Annotated in this window: 12 protein-coding genes; 7 read left to right on the top strand and 5 right to left on the bottom strand. The window is 58.2% G+C overall.

Going from position 1 to position 16,972, the window contains the following annotated elements; all coding sequences use genetic code 11:
* The 5 genes from Q7L55_02730 to Q7L55_02710 are packed head-to-tail and all read left to right on the top strand — an operon-like array spanning window position 1 to window position 6,605.
* Window positions 1–1,365, top strand: coding sequence for an FAD-binding oxidoreductase (locus Q7L55_02730; protein MDO8731475.1), 1,365 nt, complete (start codon window positions 1–3; stop codon window positions 1,363–1,365).
* An 18-nt stretch (window positions 1,366–1,383) separates the two neighbouring features.
* On the top strand, window positions 1,384–2,142 hold the full coding sequence (locus tag Q7L55_02725) for a decaprenylphospho-beta-D-erythro-pentofuranosid-2-ulose 2-reductase (GenBank protein ID MDO8731474.1): 759 nt from the start codon (window positions 1,384–1,386) through the stop codon (window positions 2,140–2,142).
* Window positions 2,143–2,201: 59 nt separating this feature from the next.
* The gene (locus Q7L55_02720; protein MDO8731473.1) at window positions 2,202–3,782 is read left to right on the top strand and encodes an MFS transporter; all 1,581 of its coding nucleotides are present in this window, start codon (window positions 2,202–2,204) and stop codon (window positions 3,780–3,782) included.
* Window positions 3,783–3,819: 37 nt separating this feature from the next.
* Window positions 3,820–5,043, top strand: coding sequence for an MFS transporter (locus Q7L55_02715; protein MDO8731472.1), 1,224 nt, complete (start codon window positions 3,820–3,822; stop codon window positions 5,041–5,043).
* A 47-nt stretch (window positions 5,044–5,090) separates the two neighbouring features.
* Window positions 5,091–6,605: an MFS transporter gene (locus Q7L55_02710; protein MDO8731471.1), complete on the top strand. Its 1,515-nt coding sequence runs from the start codon at window positions 5,091–5,093 to the stop codon at window positions 6,603–6,605.
* Window positions 6,606–6,608: 3 nt separating this feature from the next.
* Here Q7L55_02710 and Q7L55_02705 read toward each other — a convergent pair whose 3' ends face one another.
* The 3 genes from Q7L55_02705 to Q7L55_02695 all read right to left on the bottom strand — a co-directional run bounded on the left by Q7L55_02705 (window position 6,609) and on the right by Q7L55_02695 (window position 9,377).
* On the bottom strand, window positions 6,609–7,418 hold the full coding sequence (locus tag Q7L55_02705; protein ID MDO8731470.1) for an ABC transporter ATP-binding protein: 810 nt from the start codon (window positions 7,416–7,418) through the stop codon (window positions 6,609–6,611).
* 57 nt (window positions 7,419–7,475) lie between these two features.
* Window positions 7,476–8,390: an ABC transporter permease gene (locus tag Q7L55_02700; protein MDO8731469.1), complete on the bottom strand. Its 915-nt coding sequence runs from the start codon at window positions 8,388–8,390 to the stop codon at window positions 7,476–7,478.
* A gap of 90 nt (window positions 8,391–8,480) precedes the next feature.
* Window positions 8,481–9,377, bottom strand: coding sequence for a sulfotransferase (locus Q7L55_02695; protein ID MDO8731468.1), 897 nt, complete (start codon window positions 9,375–9,377; stop codon window positions 8,481–8,483).
* 86 nt (window positions 9,378–9,463) lie between these two features.
* On the opposite strand from Q7L55_02695, the gene Q7L55_02690 reads away from it, so the two are divergent.
* Window positions 9,464–11,704, top strand: coding sequence for a bifunctional glycosyltransferase family 2 protein/CDP-glycerol:glycerophosphate glycerophosphotransferase (locus tag Q7L55_02690; protein MDO8731467.1), 2,241 nt, complete (start codon window positions 9,464–9,466; stop codon window positions 11,702–11,704).
* Here the strand turns inward: Q7L55_02690 and Q7L55_02685 are convergent.
* Window positions 11,676–13,289 carry a sulfatase gene (locus Q7L55_02685; GenBank protein MDO8731466.1) on the bottom strand — a complete coding sequence of 538 codons (1,614 nt, stop codon included), beginning with the start codon at window positions 13,287–13,289 and terminating at the stop codon, window positions 11,676–11,678. The genes Q7L55_02690 and Q7L55_02685 overlap by 29 nt on opposite strands.
* Before the next feature lie 169 nt (window positions 13,290–13,458).
* Here Q7L55_02685 and Q7L55_02680 point away from each other — a divergent pair, with 169 nt between their 5' ends.
* Window positions 13,459–15,492: an acyltransferase family protein gene (locus Q7L55_02680; GenBank protein ID MDO8731465.1), complete on the top strand. Its 2,034-nt coding sequence runs from the start codon at window positions 13,459–13,461 to the stop codon at window positions 15,490–15,492.
* Here Q7L55_02680 and Q7L55_02675 read toward each other — a convergent pair whose 3' ends face one another.
* A complete protein-coding gene (locus Q7L55_02675) occupies window positions 15,493–16,956 on the bottom strand; it encodes a GGDEF domain-containing protein (protein ID MDO8731464.1) in 1,464 nt (487 codons plus the stop codon).
* Window positions 16,957–16,972 lie beyond the last annotated feature (16 nt).

Below are 16,972 nucleotides of genomic sequence, written 5' to 3'. Positions count from 1 at the left end.
TTGACTCAGGAACTTTCGCGTCAGGAAGGTGAAGAACTTCTCACCGGCTGGGGACGCACCGTGCCGAGTCTGGCGCAGGTCGTCAAGTGCAGTTCGACTGAAGAGGTGCAGGCTGCCGTGCTTGGGGCCGGGCCTCGCGGAGTTCTTGTTCGCGGGCTCGGGCGCTCTTACGGTGACGCAGCGCAAAGTGGTGGGGCAAAGGTGCTCGATCTGCAGGCGATGAACGGCATCCAGTACGACTCCGATGCCGGTTTGGCCACTGCAGGCGCGGGCGCAAGTTTGGATTCGATCATGCGCGCGCTGGTTCCTCAAGGCGCGTTCGTGCCGGTGACTCCCGGAACTCGAATGATCACCATTGGCGGTGCCATCAGTACTGATGTGCACGGCAAGAACCACCACGTTGACGGTACCTTCGGCGCACATGTTCGACAGTTGACTCTAGTTGACGGAAATGGTGAGCTTCGCGAGCTGAACCCCGATGACTCCACCGGGTCTCAGTTCTGGACAACTGTGGGTGGCATGGGCCTCACGGGCGCTATTACCTCGGCGAGTTTCGACGTCATCCCAGTAGAAACCTCGCGTATCTGCGTTGATACCGAACGCGCCAAGGACCTCGATGAAGTCATGGCGCATATGGTCGCTGGCGACAGCAAGTACCGCTACACCGTCGCGTGGATCGACACGGTGTCTGCGTCGGGGCGCGGTGTCATCACCAGCGGCGATCACGCCCGTTTGGATCAACTTTCCGTCAAGCAGCGTGCGACCGCGCTTGAATTCGATCCGAAGGCCCTGGCCTCTGTACCAAACATTGTTCCGCCCGGCCTGCTGAACAAGTTGACCGTCCGCGCCTTCAATGAGGCGTGGTACCGCAAGGCTCCCGGCCATCGCACCGGCGAGATTCAGTCAATTGGCGCCTTCTTCCATCCTCTTGATGGAGTGCAGAACTGGAATCGGGTCTATGGACCCGGCGGCTTCCTGCAGTACCAATTTGTCGTTCCGGATTCCGCCTCACAACTTGTACGAGTGGCTCTGGATCGGCTTCGCAGCATCTCAGCACCCAGTTTTCTTACTGTGCTCAAGCGATTCGGCGAGGCCAACCCGGCGCCTCTCTCTTTCCCGCAGGCCGGCTGGACTCTCGCAGCTGATGTGCCCGCCGGGGTGCCCGGGCTTGGCGCGGTTCTTGATGAACTTGATGAACGTGTCGCGGATGCGGGTGGTCGGCTGTACTTGGCCAAGGATTCCCGCCAATCTCCTCAGATGTTCGCCCGCACCTACCCTCGTCTTGGGGAATGGCAGAAGACTCGCGATGAGCTTGATCCGCGCGGGATCTTCACGTCTGATCTTGCCCGGCGACTGTCGATCTAATGAAGCAAAGGGGCTCGAATGAATGACGCGCTAGGGGAACCGCAAGCAATCCTGGTTCTGGGTGGAACGAGTGAGATTGCCCTGGCCACAGTGCGCGCCCTTCCTCGTCAGCGCTTGCGCCGAGTGGTGCTTGCGGCTCGACCTTCAGAAGGTCGCGATGCTGCAGTGGCTGCTCTGAGTGCAGATGGAATCGCAGGCGCGACTGGGGTTGATTTCCAGGCTCAGGCTACGAGCGAGCATGGCGTCTTCATCGATTCGATCTTCGATGCGGGCGATATTGACGTCATCCTGCTGGCCTTCGGCGTGCTCGGCGATCAACTTGCCGAGGAGGCCAGCCCGGATCTTGCCGTTGAGGTCGCCACCACGAACTACACCGGCGCCGTCAGTGTTGGCCTGCATGTGGCGCAACGCTTGCGCCAGCAGGGCCACGGCACCTTGGTGATTTTCTCCAGCGTTGCCGGTGATCGAGCTCGCCGCTCGAATTACATCTATGGCTCGACCAAAGCCGGTCTAGATGCCTTTGGCCAGGGACTCGGCGATGCCCTACACGGCACTGGTGCCAGGGTGCTGGTCGTGCGCCCAGGTTTCGTACGTACGAAGATGACCGAGGGCATGTCCGAGGCTCCCCTGTCAGTTGATCCAGCGGCCGTTGGTGAGATCGTCGTGAAGGCGCTGCGCAAAGGACGCGAGACGGTGTATGCCCCAGGCCCACTGCGCTTGGTGATGGCCGGGCTGAAGACTCTGCCGCGTCCGATTTTCCGCAAACTGCCGCGCTGATGGGTTCGCGTACGGCGGAACTGGAGATTTCGCCCATATTGGAATGAGAGACTGCAGCAATGTCTCAAGCCCAAGACCATGGGCATCCACGTCGCTGGTGGGTCCTTGTCGTCCTTTGCGTAGTGCTGGTGACGGTCACGATGCAGGTGTCGATTCTGAACACCGCTTTGCCGACTCTGGTTCATGAACTTGGTGCGAGCGACTCACAATTGCAATGGATTGTCGACTCATACATCGTGGTCTTGGCCGGACTGCTGCTGACAGGCGCGGCCATTGGCGATAGGTATGGCCGCAAGAAGACCCTCATCGCTGGATTGACCATCACCTTGTTGACCACATCCGGAGCGGCGCTGGCCACCGACCCAATCCAGCTGATCATCTGGCGTGGATTCATGGGAGTCGGCGCGGCACTGACTCTGCCGGCGACTCTCTCCATTCTGGTGGACGTATTCCGCGAGGCCATGGAGCGCCGCAAGGCGATTGCCTATTGGTCGTTGATGAATGCCATCGGCTCGTTCATCGGCCCGATCACCGGAGGCCTGCTCTTGGCCTGGTTCAGTTGGCAAGCCTGTTTCCTGGTCAATCTGCCACTCCTCGCAGCGACGATTGTCCTGTGCATCGTCATGGTTCCTGATTCGCACGACCCAGATGCCGCCAGGTTCGATCTCCTCGGCGCTCTGCTTTCGACCATCGCGCTGGGCTCGCTCATTTGGGCGGTGATTGAAGGCCCAAGCCATGGCTGGACGAGTGTGCCGATCCTGTGTGGGTTCGCCCTTGGCGTTGGCGCCAGCCTGCTCTTCGTCATCTGGGAGAACCACACGCCAACCCCAATGTTCGAGATGTCCCTGCTGAGGAGTCCGCAACTGAGCGCGGCTGCATTGACTCTCACTATCGCCTTCATTGCGATGTCGGGTGCGATGTTCCTGGCTACCATCTCATTGCAATTGGTCAAGGGCTATTCGCCGCTACAGGCGGCCATCGCCACCTCAGGGCCTATCGTCGTGGTGAACCTCATCGTTGTGCCGCGCGCTCCATGGATCATGCAGCGATTTGGTCTTCGCAGGACCATTGCATTCGGCACAGCGATGACCGGTGTTGCTGCATTGGCGATCACGTCCACTTCAACGACCTCCGCCTATTGGATGCTCGGTCTCGGCTTCGCACTGATGGCCGTTGCGTTCAGCGTGTTCATGCCAGCCAGCACTGAGGCGATGATGACCGCAGTGCCGCCCGAGCGATCGGGCGGAGCTTCCGCGTTGAACCAGATCACGAGGCAATCCGGGCAGGCACTTGGCATCGCGCTGCTGGGTGGCATTGCCACCGTCGGATTCCAAGCTCGATTCAGCGACAGCGCACCCGCGCTTGAGGATGTCTCTACTGATGCTGTCTCGCACGCCGGAGCTTCGCTATCCGCTGCTGTTCATCTGGCGGATTCACTTCCCCCGGCATTGCGGGGTCCGTTGATGGATGTCGCAGGCTCCTCGTACATCTTCGGCATGCGCCTTGCGCTCGTTGTCGCAGCGATGCTGGCCTTTGCGGGGGCGGCGTATGCGGTCAAAGCGATTCCTTCTCGAATAACGCACCATGAAGACATTCCGCACGCCCGCACTGAGGTCGAGGACGTCGCGACCGAACGCTGAGGGCCCTGAGTGCACCTGTTGAAAGTGAGCACGCTTGATGGCTACTGGCACCTTTGTTTCGTTGGCGCTGCCCAACTACCGGAAGTTCTTTGCCGGTCAGGCAGTTTCGCTCACCGGAACCTGGATCCAGTCCGTTGCCATGGCCTGGCTCATTCTGGAGATCTCCGGTTCGGCCACATCCATCGGTTTGGCCGTCGCCTTCCAATTTCTGCCGGTGCTCGTCTTCGGTCCCTATGGCGGAGTGCTGGTTGATCGATTCAGGAAGCGCAAGCTGCTGCTCATCACGCAGTCCTTGGCCGGCCTGCAGGCTGCGCTGCTCGCCGTTCTTGTGCTGACCAAGCACGCTTCCATCGGGCTGGTGTTGGCGCTGTCCTTGATGCTCGGCTTCATCTACGTGCTCGACATGCCCGCGCGTCAGGCCTTCGTTCGCGAGATGGTTCCACCAGAGCTCGTGCGCAATGCAGTGAGCTTGAACTCTGTAGTCATCAATGGAGCGCGCATTGTTGGCCCGGCGGTCGCTGGCGTCATGATCGCGACGATTGGCCTGGGCTGGTGCTTCGCAGTCAATGCCGCGAGTTTCGTGGCCGTGATTGCCGCCTATGCATCGATGAAGGGCGAACTGCTCCTTCCGAGCGAGCAAGTCGATCGTGCCCCTGGGCAGCTTCGCGAAGGATTGCGCTATGTCTGGCGTACCCCGGATCTGCGCGTCCCGCTGATCATGATGTCGGTAGTAGGCATGCTCGCCTATGAGTTCCAGGTCGTCCTACCAGCATTTACATCAGAGACCTTTCACGGGGATGCATTCAGCTTTGGTGTGATCTCAGCGGCAATGGGAGTTGGCGCAGTCATCGGTGGACTCATCAGTGCCACTCGTCAAAGCAGTGGCATCAAGGCGATTGCCATGGCTTCCGCAGTATTTGGACTTTCCATCCTGGTCACCGCACTGATGCCAAGCGTTATTTGGGCGGCGATCGCCATGGTCCCCGTGGGTGCTGCCAGCATCTGGTTCACGTCGGCCGGAAACAGCGCGGTGCAGCTGCATACAGATCCACAAATGCGCGGACGAGTGATGTCGCTTTGGACGGTGGCGTTCATCGGGAGCACGCCGATCGGCGCTCCAATCGTGGGCTGGATCGCTGAGACCGCTGGTCCGAGATGGGCGCTCGGTGTTGGAGCTGCTGCCGCCTTGGGCGCCGGCTTGTACGGTGCGCGCTGGGCGGCTCGGATGCATCGACTGCCCGCCGTCGCACCTGCGGTGTAGTCCAATGCTGTTACGCGCTGCCGCATAGGCTCTCGCAGGTGCGCTCAGTGAACCGATGGACCGTTCTTGCGGTGCTCTCTGGCGCTCTCGCGCTGATTTCGCTGGACAACACCATCGTCAATGTTGCGCTGCCCAGACTGCAGCAGGATCTCGAGGCCACAACTGCACAACTTCAGTGGGTTGTTGATGCCTACTCTGTGATGTTCGCTGGAAGCCTGCTGATTGCCGGCTCTCTGGGCGACCGATTTGGTAGAAGGCGAATGCTCGTCATTGGTCTGATGATCTTCATTGCCGGATCGACCGCTGCGGTGTTTGCGGTCAATGCCTCTCAGTTGACCATCTGCCGAGCAGTGATGGGCATTGGTGGCGCGTGCATCATGCCGTCAACATTGAGCGTCTTGGTTCAAGTCTTTCCCGATCGCACAGAGCGAGCCAGAGCCATTGGCATCTGGGCCGCCGTGGCCGGAGTCGGGGTTGCCATCGGTCCGATTCTCGGCGGAGTGCTGCTCGAGCATTTCGATTGGCAGGCGATATTCCTCGTGAATCCGCCTATTGCTCTTGCCTTGCTTGTCGCGGTTGTCATCTTCGTGCCTGAATCGCGCGATCCAGAGCGTCCCCGCTTGGATCTCATCGGTGCTGCGCTCTCGGCTGTGGGCTTGGTGGCTCTGGTGGTCACGATCATCGAACTGCCCGATGCGGGACTGAGTGCGTTCACCGTCAGCTCAGGGGTCCTTGCCATTGCGGCACTGCTTGGCTTCGTGTGGTGGGAACGCCGAGCGCCGCGGCCCATGCTGCCCATGGAGTTCTTCTCGCACCGCCTGTTTTCAACTGCAATTGTGATTGTCGGCATCGTGTACTTCGCGCTGATGGGCGCGATGTTCTTCCTGCCGCAGTTCCTTCAGTTGGTTCAGGGCATGACCCCCTTGCAATCAGGCATTGCAATGTTGCCTGGCGCCCTGGGCTTGCTGCTGGCTTCTGTCCTGAGCCCACGCCTGGCCGAGCGATTCGGTTCTCGGCGAGTTGTGGTGACCGGCATGTCGATCGTCGTTGTCGGCCTACTCGGTTTCAGTTCGTTGAGTTCCACGACTGCGTACGCATTCATCGGATGTGTGTTCGGGCTTATGGGCATCGGGCTCGGCTTGACCCTGCCGCAGGCGACCAATGGCGTTCTGGCCTCCGTTCCGACTCAACGATCAGGGATGGGCTCTGCCGTCAACGATGCTGTGGCTGAACTCGGCGGCTCCTTTGGTGTGGCGATTCTCGGTGCAACGATGTCGCTTACCTATCGACAGCACATTGAAGGCGAGATTGTCGCCGCAGGAGATCGCATCAATCTGGTACCGGAGTTTGCAGTGCACGCTGCGCGCGAGTCCTTGGCCGCTGCCTCGATAGCCTCGGGCCAGATCCCATCAAGTGTCGCCAAGGTCTATAGCGAGGTGGCTGGCGACGCCTTCGTGTCGGGAATGACTTGGGCGATGACGATCGGCGCCTTGATCGCCGCCTGCGGTGTAGTCATTGCATGGCGCTTCTTTCCGGCCCGCGTGGAGATTGCTGAGGAGTAGCGACTACATGTCGTTGAGAACGGCCGATGTCTTCTTCACGTGCATGTACTCGGTGTATGCATCGACAACCTCTTCGGGATTGCCGCGCATCATTAATTTTCCGTGATCAAGCCAGATGCAGTCAGTGCTCATGTTGATGATTGTGCGCAGTGCATGCGAGATCAGCAGCATGGTGCTGGAGTTGTCTACCAACTGCTGCATGCGCTCAGTTGCCTTCTCCTTGAACACGGCATCACCGGTGGAAAGAGCTTCGTCGATCAGAAGAATGTCTGGGTCAAGATGCACCGCAACACTGAATGCGAGTCGGGCTGCCATGCCTGATGAATACGATCGCATCGGCATCTCGATGAAGTCACCAATGTCGGCGAACTCCGCGATGCGCTCGTAGCGAGCCTCAAGCTCATCTTTGGTCAGGCCCGCTGCAAGTCCACCAAGGATCACGTTCTCGCGACCAGTCAGTTGGCGATTGAATCCAACGCCGAGCGAGAGCAAAGTGCTGGTGCGACCGACTACTTCGACTTTGCCGCGCGAGGGCGGCACGATTCCGGCCACAGTGCGCATGAGCGTGCTCTTGCCTGCGCCGTTGTGACCGATGATGCCCAACACTGTCCCGCGCTTGACCTCAAAGGAGACATCTTTGAGCGCTTCAACGGTGCGTACTGATCGCTTGCCTCGCCCAAAGCGCACGACGGCCTGCTTCAGAGTGGGGCGTTTTTCGATCGTGGTGCGATAGGTGACATCAAGATCTGCGACGGTGATCGCTACCTCGTCGGAAATCGAACGATGCGCAATTTGCGGAATGGGTTCGCCCATTTCGTCTTCCATCAGCTATCACCCCGCTTCAAGGTCTTGGCCAAACTGTGTTCCTGATCAAATTCGCACCGCAAACTCTCGTTCACGTGAGATGAAGTACAGGGTGCCAATGAGCAAGGTGCCAAAGGCCCAGCCAGCTGCGCCCAGCCACCAGGTCAGCGGTGGCATGATCCCGCGGGCCAAAGTGTCAGTCCACACGCCAAGCAGCGGGTACAGCGGATTGAAGTACTCAAACTTCAACATCCACGGCTTCATCTGCTCGGCGTAGTACAGGACGGGCGAGAGGTAGAGCCAGATTCGGGTCGCATATGGCAGGAATTGCGTTGTGTCGCGGAAATAGACTTGCACAGCTGCCATGAGTGCTGCCAAGCCCGCGGCAAAGATGAAAATGAGTGCGAAGGCCGGGATCGCCATCAACTGCACGACGCTGAAATGCACGGTATTCAGATCGACACAGACGCCGGTGGCCTTCTCGCAGGCCAATGGATGGGGTCCAAACCAATCGAAGTACGCGAAGAATGCAAACAGGATCAACAATGATGGCAAGAAGCGGAAGAACGCGGTTCGAAGGGAAGACCACGGCAGCAGCAGCAATGGGAAGGCAGTGTTCAGCACCAGACTGCCACCACGCACAACAGATTCGGCGCCAGCGGTCATGGTCGCGGAGATGAAGTTGAAAGCAAAGAGTCCGGCGAGCAGGTGGATGAAGAAGTCTGGTCCGCTGTTTCCGCCACGAATGATGTTGACCAGCAGGAAGTACACGGCAGCGTTGAGCGCGGGGCTGATGACCAACCAGAACTGCCCAAAGAAGGTATTGGTGTGCGCTGCTCGCATCGAGGCGCGGGACAGTTCGATAGCAAAGTGGCGTCGGCGCCACAGAGTGCCGAAATAGGTGCTCAGGCGCGGCAAACCTGCCCGATGAGGGAGATAGACGTGGACGGGCCGCTCTTGGGCTTCCACGAGCTCGCTCATCTGCTTCCTGCCTTGATCATGGTGAGACTCACCCTACGAGGGCCACTTGGTCCGGTTTGGTCCGGCACTCTTGGCCGAATGCAGATCGTCCTATGAGACAAGGGGAATCTGGACTCCCTGACCGCGCAGCTGTTCGACCATTTCCTCATAGACGCGATCGATCTCGAGCGTGGTTTGGGAGTCGAATTGAGTGCGCCAGCGTCCGACATGGGCATTTTCAGCATTTACCGTTTCGTCGAACCAGGCCTTCATGCCTGGATCGACCGGAATATTGAGGAAATCGCAGATGCGCTGCAGGCTCGCCTCTCGCTGTTTGTCGACCAGATCCAGCATGTCCACGATGATGCAGCGCCCTGGCGCGCTGGCCAGAGTTGCCTTGTGAATCAATAATGTCCGCTTCTCCCACTGCCGAAGGGAGGCGAAGATCTCATTTGGACCAAAGTTCTGCTCGACAAATGAAGCAGCCACATCGCGGCCGTCGCGAATCATTGCAATGACCTGCGATTGTGGGTAGATCGGCTCGATCTGTTCCGAGATTCGGGCATTGGCTGGCGTGGTGTCTACCCAGCGGCGACCGTTTGCGTCACGGGCAACCTTGGCCATGATCGCGTAGGTGAATGTCTGCGATGCAGCCACTGGATCCTTGCCGAATTCAGCGAGATAGGCCGTACCGAGCGCATCGAGCTCTTCGATGCCGATGGAGGTATGCAAGCCGATCTTCGCAGCGCGCCAAAACCAGAGAGTCTTAGAGCGATCCACACACAGCCTGGCCTCGCGCTTGGAGCGCAAGCGACGTCGAAATGAACCAGTTGCCATGGTCAGGGCTTCGGCGACCCCGTGATCATTGGCCAGGAATCTGATCTCTGGAGGATCGGTGAGCATCAACTCAGGATGGTGACCCAGAATCTGCCCCAGAATGGTTGATCCGCTGCGGCCGGTGCCACCAACGAGTACTGGATTGAGGCAGTCGTCCGATCCCAAATTCACCCGCTGACCCTACTACAGCGGGCTCACGAAACTCCTGACCAAACATGCGCATGAGTGCCGCTGCGAAAGGCCTATCCTCAACCTCCATGGCGTTCTTCTCCATCATCGTTCCCGTGTATAACGTGCAGTCGTACATCCGTGCCTGCCTGGAATCGGTGATCGATCAGAATTTCGACGACTTTGAAATTGTGGTCGTTGATGACTGCACTCCAGATCACAGCGGGCAGATCGTCGATGAGATGTCGAGCCAGGATTCGCGCATTCGGCCATTGCACTTGGAAGCCAATGTCGGCTTGGGTATGGCGAGAAATGCAGGCGTGGCCGCAGCTACAGGTGAGTACATCCTGTTCCTTGATGGAGATGACACCTTCGCTCCGGGCTCATTGAAGGCCGTCGCTGACAAACTGCGCATCAATGATCTGCCGGAGGTATTGATCTACAACTACTCACGCGTGTGGTGGGATGGTCGACAGGCAGTCAGTTGGGGTGCCGAACTACTCGCGAATCTCTCGGTCGGCGTGTTTCGACCGCAAGAGCACAGAAGACTGTTCAATCTGCTTCCCATTGCGTGCAATAAGGCCTATCGACGCGAGTTTCTGCAGCAGTTGGATGTGCATTTTCAAGCTGGTCTCTACGAGGATATTTCCTATACCTACGCGGTCCTGTTGAATGCCCGTACTGCTGTCTCACTCAATCGGGTCGTCTTGCTGTATCGCCAACGTCGCTCGGGCAACATTCTTGGTACGACCAGTCCGAAGCATTTCGATGTCTTCACGCAGTACGACCGTGTGTTCGCCGAGGCTGATCGAATCGCGATCAGCGCGGGAATGCGCAGACATCTATTTGACATCATGGTCAATCACTACGTGATTATCCTGCAACACGCAGGCCGGCTGGCGAAGTCAGATCGCCGCCGCTTCTTTGCACAGGCTTCAGTTTCTGTGGAGCGACATACGTCTCAGTCCGACGGCGATCACACTCAGAACCGTCCGAGCAATATTAGGTCGCGACTGTTCAGACGAAATTCCTATTCCTCCTTTGCCATGTACAGCTGGGTTGATCGGAGGCGCGCGCCAACTCGCCGATTCGTTGGACGCATTTACTGGCCTTTGCGGCGCGCGGTGCGCAAGGTGCGAGCTGTCGGACGTCTGTATTACGTGTTCGCCCGGATGAGACCAATCGATTCCAATCTCGTGGTGTTCTCGGAGTATTGGGGCAGCGGATTTGGCTGCAACCCGAAGGCAATCTTTGATGCGCTGCCGGTCGTGGCTCCTCATCTCAAAGCTGTTTGGATCATGGAGAAGGACAAGACCGATCGCCTGCCGGCGGGCGTTGCGCATGTTGCGCCCAACTCCTTGAAGCAGTGGGTTGTGCTGGCTCGCGCGAAATACTTCGTCAACAACGTGAACTTCCCGGGTGGATTCGTCAAGCGTCCCGGTCAACTTATGATCCAAACCATGCATGGCACTCCACTCAAGCACTGTGGACTTGATGTGATGGGGCACGACGTGGCAAGCAATGCCATCGATCCCAACAGAGTGGCGCCGCGCAAGGCAAATCGCGTCGTAGCGCCAGATGCAGCGCGCAGCCGGCAGGAGTTCGTTGATCTGCTTCGTCGCAGCGACAACTGGGATTTTGCCGTGAGTTCCAACTCCTACTCCACTGAGATGTGGGGGCACGCCTACCCATGTTCGTACGACTGGCTTGAATATGGCTATCCACGCAATGACGTGCTGGTCAACGCAGGTCCTGCCGATGTGCAGGCAAGTCGCGCGCGTCTTGGCGTGCGCCCCGAGCAGCAAGTGGTCTTATACGCGCCCACCTACCGCGACGTTGAAGGCGATACTTCGCTGCGCATCGACTTCGCCGATCTGATTGAACATGTCTCAGAGGATTTCGTCTTCATCGTTCGGGCGCACCACACCACGAGTTTGGGCCCGCGCATCAACGATCTCGTTGCCTCTGGGCGGGTCATCGACGGATCTGCGTTGCTGTCAATCATTGATTGCTACTTGGCATCCGATCTGCTGATCACAGATTATTCGAGCGTGATGTTCGATTTCGCTGTGCTCAATCGCCCGATCGTCATCTTCGCCGATGACTGGGAGGCGTACCAGGAGGCTCGAGGGACCTACTTCGACCTGCTTGCAAGCCCGCCAGGCGCTGTCGCTGTGAATCAGGCTGAGTTGGTCAAGGTCTTTGTCAATCGCGAGTTTGAAGATCGCGACAATCAGGAGCGACTAGCAGAATTTCGTACCAGGTTCTGCAGTTTCGATGACGGTCAAGCAGCTCGTCGAATCATTGAGCAAGTAATGCTGGCGCGCTGAGAGACCCGTTAGGCATGTTGTCAGCTGTTCGGCAGCTTTCTCCGGTGCAATGCTTCATTTCCTCTAGCTGTGCGTGAAGTTGCGCAAGGATTGCCGGGTTTGTCGTGCGGGCGACGTTGTTGATCTCATACGGATCAGCCACGAGATTGTAGAGCTCAATCTCTTGATTTGTGTACTCGATGTAGAGCCACTGCTCGCTGCGCAGCGCGTGGAAGTTGGGTGGCTCGATGCGTGAATAGTCGGGGTCACCGGGTTGAGTGTGAGCGAGGCTTTCAGTGAGCGTGGCAGTACGCCATGGCACATCGGTCTGATAACTCAGAAGTGGCATCAGGCTGCGTCCGTCAACAAAACTCGGTGTTGGAGCACGGAAGATCTCGCTGATCGTGGGCCCAAGATCCACCATCGATGTGGTCTTGCTGATGGTTGCGCCCGGTGCGATGCCCGGGCCGATCAGCACTGCTGGAACCACGGCATCTTCGCGGAACGCGGTTTGCTTTCCGGTTGCGAGTCGGTGCACTCCAACGTGATAGCCATTGTCGGAAGTCACGATGATGAGGGTGTCTTCCAAATGCCCGGAAGCCTTGAGCTGCGAGCGAAGTGCTTCGTATGAATCCGCGACAGACTCAGCGGAGCGCAGACGCTTGCGCCACAGGTCGTCGAGGTTCTCGATGCGCGTTGACGTTAGAGACGGCAAGTCGCGCAGCCAACTCACCTCGTCAGTACCCTTGGCGTTGAACGAAGGCACCCGAGGCAGCACGTCGGTCAGGTGAGTCTGCGCGTTCTGTGGTGCGATGGGGAATGGCGTATGTGGGTTGTACGTCGCAAACTCCATGAAGAATGGCGACTGCAGTGTAGAGAGATGCTGTGCGGCGTCCAAAGTGAGCACGTCGTTCAGGAAGTCATTTGGCGCAGAACCGTACTTCTGCAGGGTCCCATTCACGTTCAATGTGTAGTTGACACCCTGGTAGGCCTGGTTCTTGGAAATGGAGGATTCGAAGTAATCCCAGCCCGGCGGAATGTACGTCTCCGTTGGCGCGTCAATTGGAAAGCCGTTGAGGTACTTGCCGAAAAGCGAAGTGTTGACTCCCGCCTTCTGCAGCCAAGTTGGCAGGCAGTCATTTTGAAGGTCGCGAGCGTAGAACTTCGGCCAGCCTCCACCTGTCACCAGCACATTGGAGATGACGCGGTGGTTGTGCACGAATTGGCTGCGCATGAAGGAGGTGCGTGAGGGGCAGCACAGGGAGTCGGTCACGACAAAGTTGGTCAGCGTGGTGCCAGCGCTCTTCAACGCAGCCAGTCGTGGAATTTGATTGAAGGCCGTCCAATCCAAGTCATCGGCCAGCAGCAAGACCACATTCTTGATCTGAGAGAGCGAACCTTCGGCTATTGGTTGGTCGGTGGGCGTTGGCGCTGGCGAATCTGAAGCGCCAGGCGTTGTCGGGGCATCACCGGGCAGCACTTCGCCTGCTCTTGCCGAGTTCGAGAGGACAACCATCAGCAAGGCAAAGACCGCGATGATCACACCGACGGTGGTGAGAGCTGCTGTCGTGACCTCGACTCGCTTTCGGCCGTGAACCTCGGTCAAGATGCTGCTCCTGCAATTTGGGAGGGTTTGGGCCAGGTGGCCGGTCATTCAGAATACGTCAAAGCACCGGTGAGACCTGCCTCCCGCCACCGGCTGTAGCGCTCGTCACATTCAACCCAGTCATAGACTGCGGGCTCGTGTGTGGGGCAGTCGCGCTGTTGGAGGATGAATGACGCCGCAAGCCCTGCCCAGTTCCAGTGCGCGTGAGAACCGTCGTGAGGACATTCAGGGGCTGCGAGCACTTGCGGTCGGCTTTGTCGTTGCGTTTCACGCTGGATTGCCAGTTCCCGGTGGTTTCCTTGGCGTGGACGTCTTCTTCGTCATTTCGGGCTTTGTCATCACCGCCATGCTGGCGCGCGAATGGGTTCGCACGCAGAACCTGAAGTTCTCGACCTTCTATGCCCGTCGCTTTCGCCGATTGACGCCGGCACTCGCATTGCTCGTCGGCGTCGTTGTCATCATCTCGGCGCTGATTCAGTCGCCAATGGGTGACCAGCAGATAGCAGCGAAGACCGGCATCGGCGCATTGCTGCTCACCGCGAACGTCGTGATCGCCAAGGTCACGGGTGGCTACTTCGACGCCCCAGCCGCATCAAACCCATTGCTGAATACTTGGTCACTCTCAGTCGAGGAGCAGTTCTATCTGATCTTCCCCTTGCTGCTTTTCATCGGTTGGAAATTGGCCAAGAGAGCCAATGCGCGTTGGATTCCAGCGGCACTGGTCGGCGCTGTCGCATTCGGATCAATTGCAATTGCAATGCTCGAGGCACAAGGCCATCAGATTCCGTTCATGCCCACTTGGCTCGGCGGCTTCTACGGCCCAGCCAGTCGGGCTTGGGAGTTTGCCGTGGGGGCCTTGCTGGCGCTGGCCGCTAGCAGAATTGAGTTGCGTATTTCGCGCATCCTTGGCTTTGTCCTAGGAGTGATCGGCCTAATTGGCCTTGTAGCTTCACTCGCTTTGGTTACCGATCAGACGGTGTGGCCGGGCCCGCTCACAATTCTTCCCGTCGTCAGCACACTCTTGTTGCTGGCCTGCGGGATGAACGAGGGCAATGTGGTCAGTCGCTTCCTTGGACGTTCGCCTTTCGTCGCCGTCGGAAACATCTCCTATTCCTGGTACCTCTGGCATTGGCCGTGCATCGTGTTCGCCCTGATGCTGTGGCCCACGACCCCAGGCATCGCGTTCGTGGCCGCCATGGCATCGCTGCTACCCGCCATTGCTTCTTACAACTGGCTGGAACAGCCGATCCGCCTATTGCGCGACGTGAGCAAGCCACGGATGGCGCGCCTTGTCGCATTCACGCTGGTGCCCCCGATTGTGCTGGCCCTGGGCTTGTTGTCGGCCGCAAACAACGGCTTCTGGACCCCGCGGGTGCAGAACTTCATTGCAGCGGTTTCGCCAATGCACGCCGGCAATGCGGCTGGTTGTAACAAATCGATTGCGCCCAGTGACCGCAGACCCACAGCTTGTATGTGGAATGCCGCTGCAACGGGAACTCCCGTGTATCTGATTGGCGATTCGCATGCTGACCACTTGAGCGAAGGACTGATTGGAGCGACTCAGGCCACTGGCCGGCCTCTCACGATCGCGACAGCGAACGCCTGCCCATTCATTGATGTGCACTTTCATTCGAATGCTGCTCCGCGTTCGAAGTGCCGGCAGTTTGTGCAGAAGACTTTGCAATGGCTGGAAAGCCAACCGCCGGGAGATGTCGTGTTGTCTGGCTCGAGCGTGTATTGGAATTCCAAAGTGTTCTCAGCCGGCCCGACAGCTGATTCGATGACAAACGAGCGCGAGGCGAAAGACGCAAACCTTGTCGCCGGTTTGATATCGACAATCACCAGGATCCAGAAGGCTGGACACCGCGTGATCCTTGCGCAGGATGTGCCGTTCTTCGCAAGGCCATATGCATCAGATCCGCACCAATTCTCGGCGATTGAGATTGCGAGGAACGTCGATCTTGGAACAACGATGACGCGTGCATTCGCGGATGAAAATCAGAAGTCAGCCCGGGTCGGAATTGCGGCAGCCGCCAAGGCAACGGGAGCGATCGTTTTGGATCCACGAAGTTACTTCTGCCCCCAGGATCAATGCACCACGCAGTTTGGTGATCTCTACCTCTACCGCGACGACGGTCACATCTCCGTAGGAGCGAGTACACAACTGGCTCCATTGATCAGTTCGATTCTCGGGTCGAACTGATCAGGTCGTAATGCTCTGTTCAATATCGATTTGTGGGCGCGTTCCGGACCTCGCTGCTTGCATCGCGCTTTCTGCTCGCCGCTCGGCTTCGACTGGGTTCTCATCAGGGCGCAGGAGTGCGGCACCCGAGGTAATGGTGAGTTCTTGTGGAGCGGCACGCACCACGCGACGCAGGACTTCCTGAACTTCTGTTATGGATTTTCGCCGGATCAGCAATGCGAATTCGTCTTCACCGTATCGCGCGATCACGTCGTCAGCTGAGAGTTCCTCGAGCCATGCGATGGCCGCAGAGATGAGCAGAAGATTTCCAATGTGCTGACCTCTTGTCTCAAGATGTCGGGTGAAATCGTCGATGTGAAGAATCGTTATCGCGCATACGTCATCCACTGATTGAGTGCTAGCGGCGTGAGAGACCAGATGGTCATTCCATGTGAGACGGTTCGGCAAGCCAGTAAGGAAGTCCGTTCGCTCGAGTTCCGCTAGAGCAGTTGCCTGTCGTTGCGAAGTGCGCAGCAGCAAATGCATTCTGGTCAGAACGAGCACAAACAAGATGAGGATCACGGGCACCAGTAATCGAAGTACGAGCGATCCCGTGATGGACAACTCAAGAAAGACAATGACTGGCACCGCCAACACGCTGACGCCGATGAGAAGTTGTCGCGTAGTGGTGACCACCGCTCCTCTAGTGGTTTTAGCGGCAACAAATTGCCTAGCTCCCGGCGACAGAACCGCGAGAGTAATACAGAGCATTGCCGCGGTCCAGACCGCTTCCATTGAGGTGAAGGGCGTCCATACTTCAGCGAGTATTTGGTTGTTGTAGATCAGGTCGTACGCAAGAAACAGTCCCATCGAAATTGCGAGAAGAGTGATTGCCAGGTTGCGTGCGTGAGGCAGCATGAGTAGTCGAACGAGCGCGGCGAGGAGCACAAGATCCAGTAGTGGATAGATCAGCGAGAGCACTGTTGCAAGATTCCACTGGCCGTTGGAAGTCCACATCGGACCAATGACAAAAGCTCCGACGGTGCCAGCTGCTGCAACCACCATGATGGAAATGTCGATCCAGGAGGACAGGTCTGCACCCGGATTCAACTTGCGCCCTAGAAGAAAGAGCCCCGTGATCCCAAGAGCGGAGGCGAGGATGTAGAGCACGTCCGCAGGACCTGGAAACGGTGAGACATTGAGAATCAGCGCCTGGTAGTCGTAAATGACGTCAGCTATTGCAGTGAGGACCAGGTATCCGCCGAGGTAGAACCAGACCGCCCTAACGGCTTTCGGTAGTGTCAAAAAGGTCACGATGAAGATCAGGCTGGCGACTATTTCGGTGCCGCGTGCAAGAACTGATCGCTCGATTGAGTCCGCCGGAAGAACAGCGATGGCCACAACTGCGATTCCACCGCCGATGGCTGTGGCCCACCACTGGCGTGATAAGCGCACAGCGCCGGAGAAGTGGAGGGCGGGGCTCACTCTCACATGGTAGACG

The organism is Actinomycetota bacterium (genome assembly GCA_030650795.1).
Lineage (GTDB): Bacteria > Actinomycetota > Actinomycetes > S36-B12 > S36-B12 > UBA11398.
This window is presented reverse-complemented; position numbering and strand designations above follow the sequence as displayed.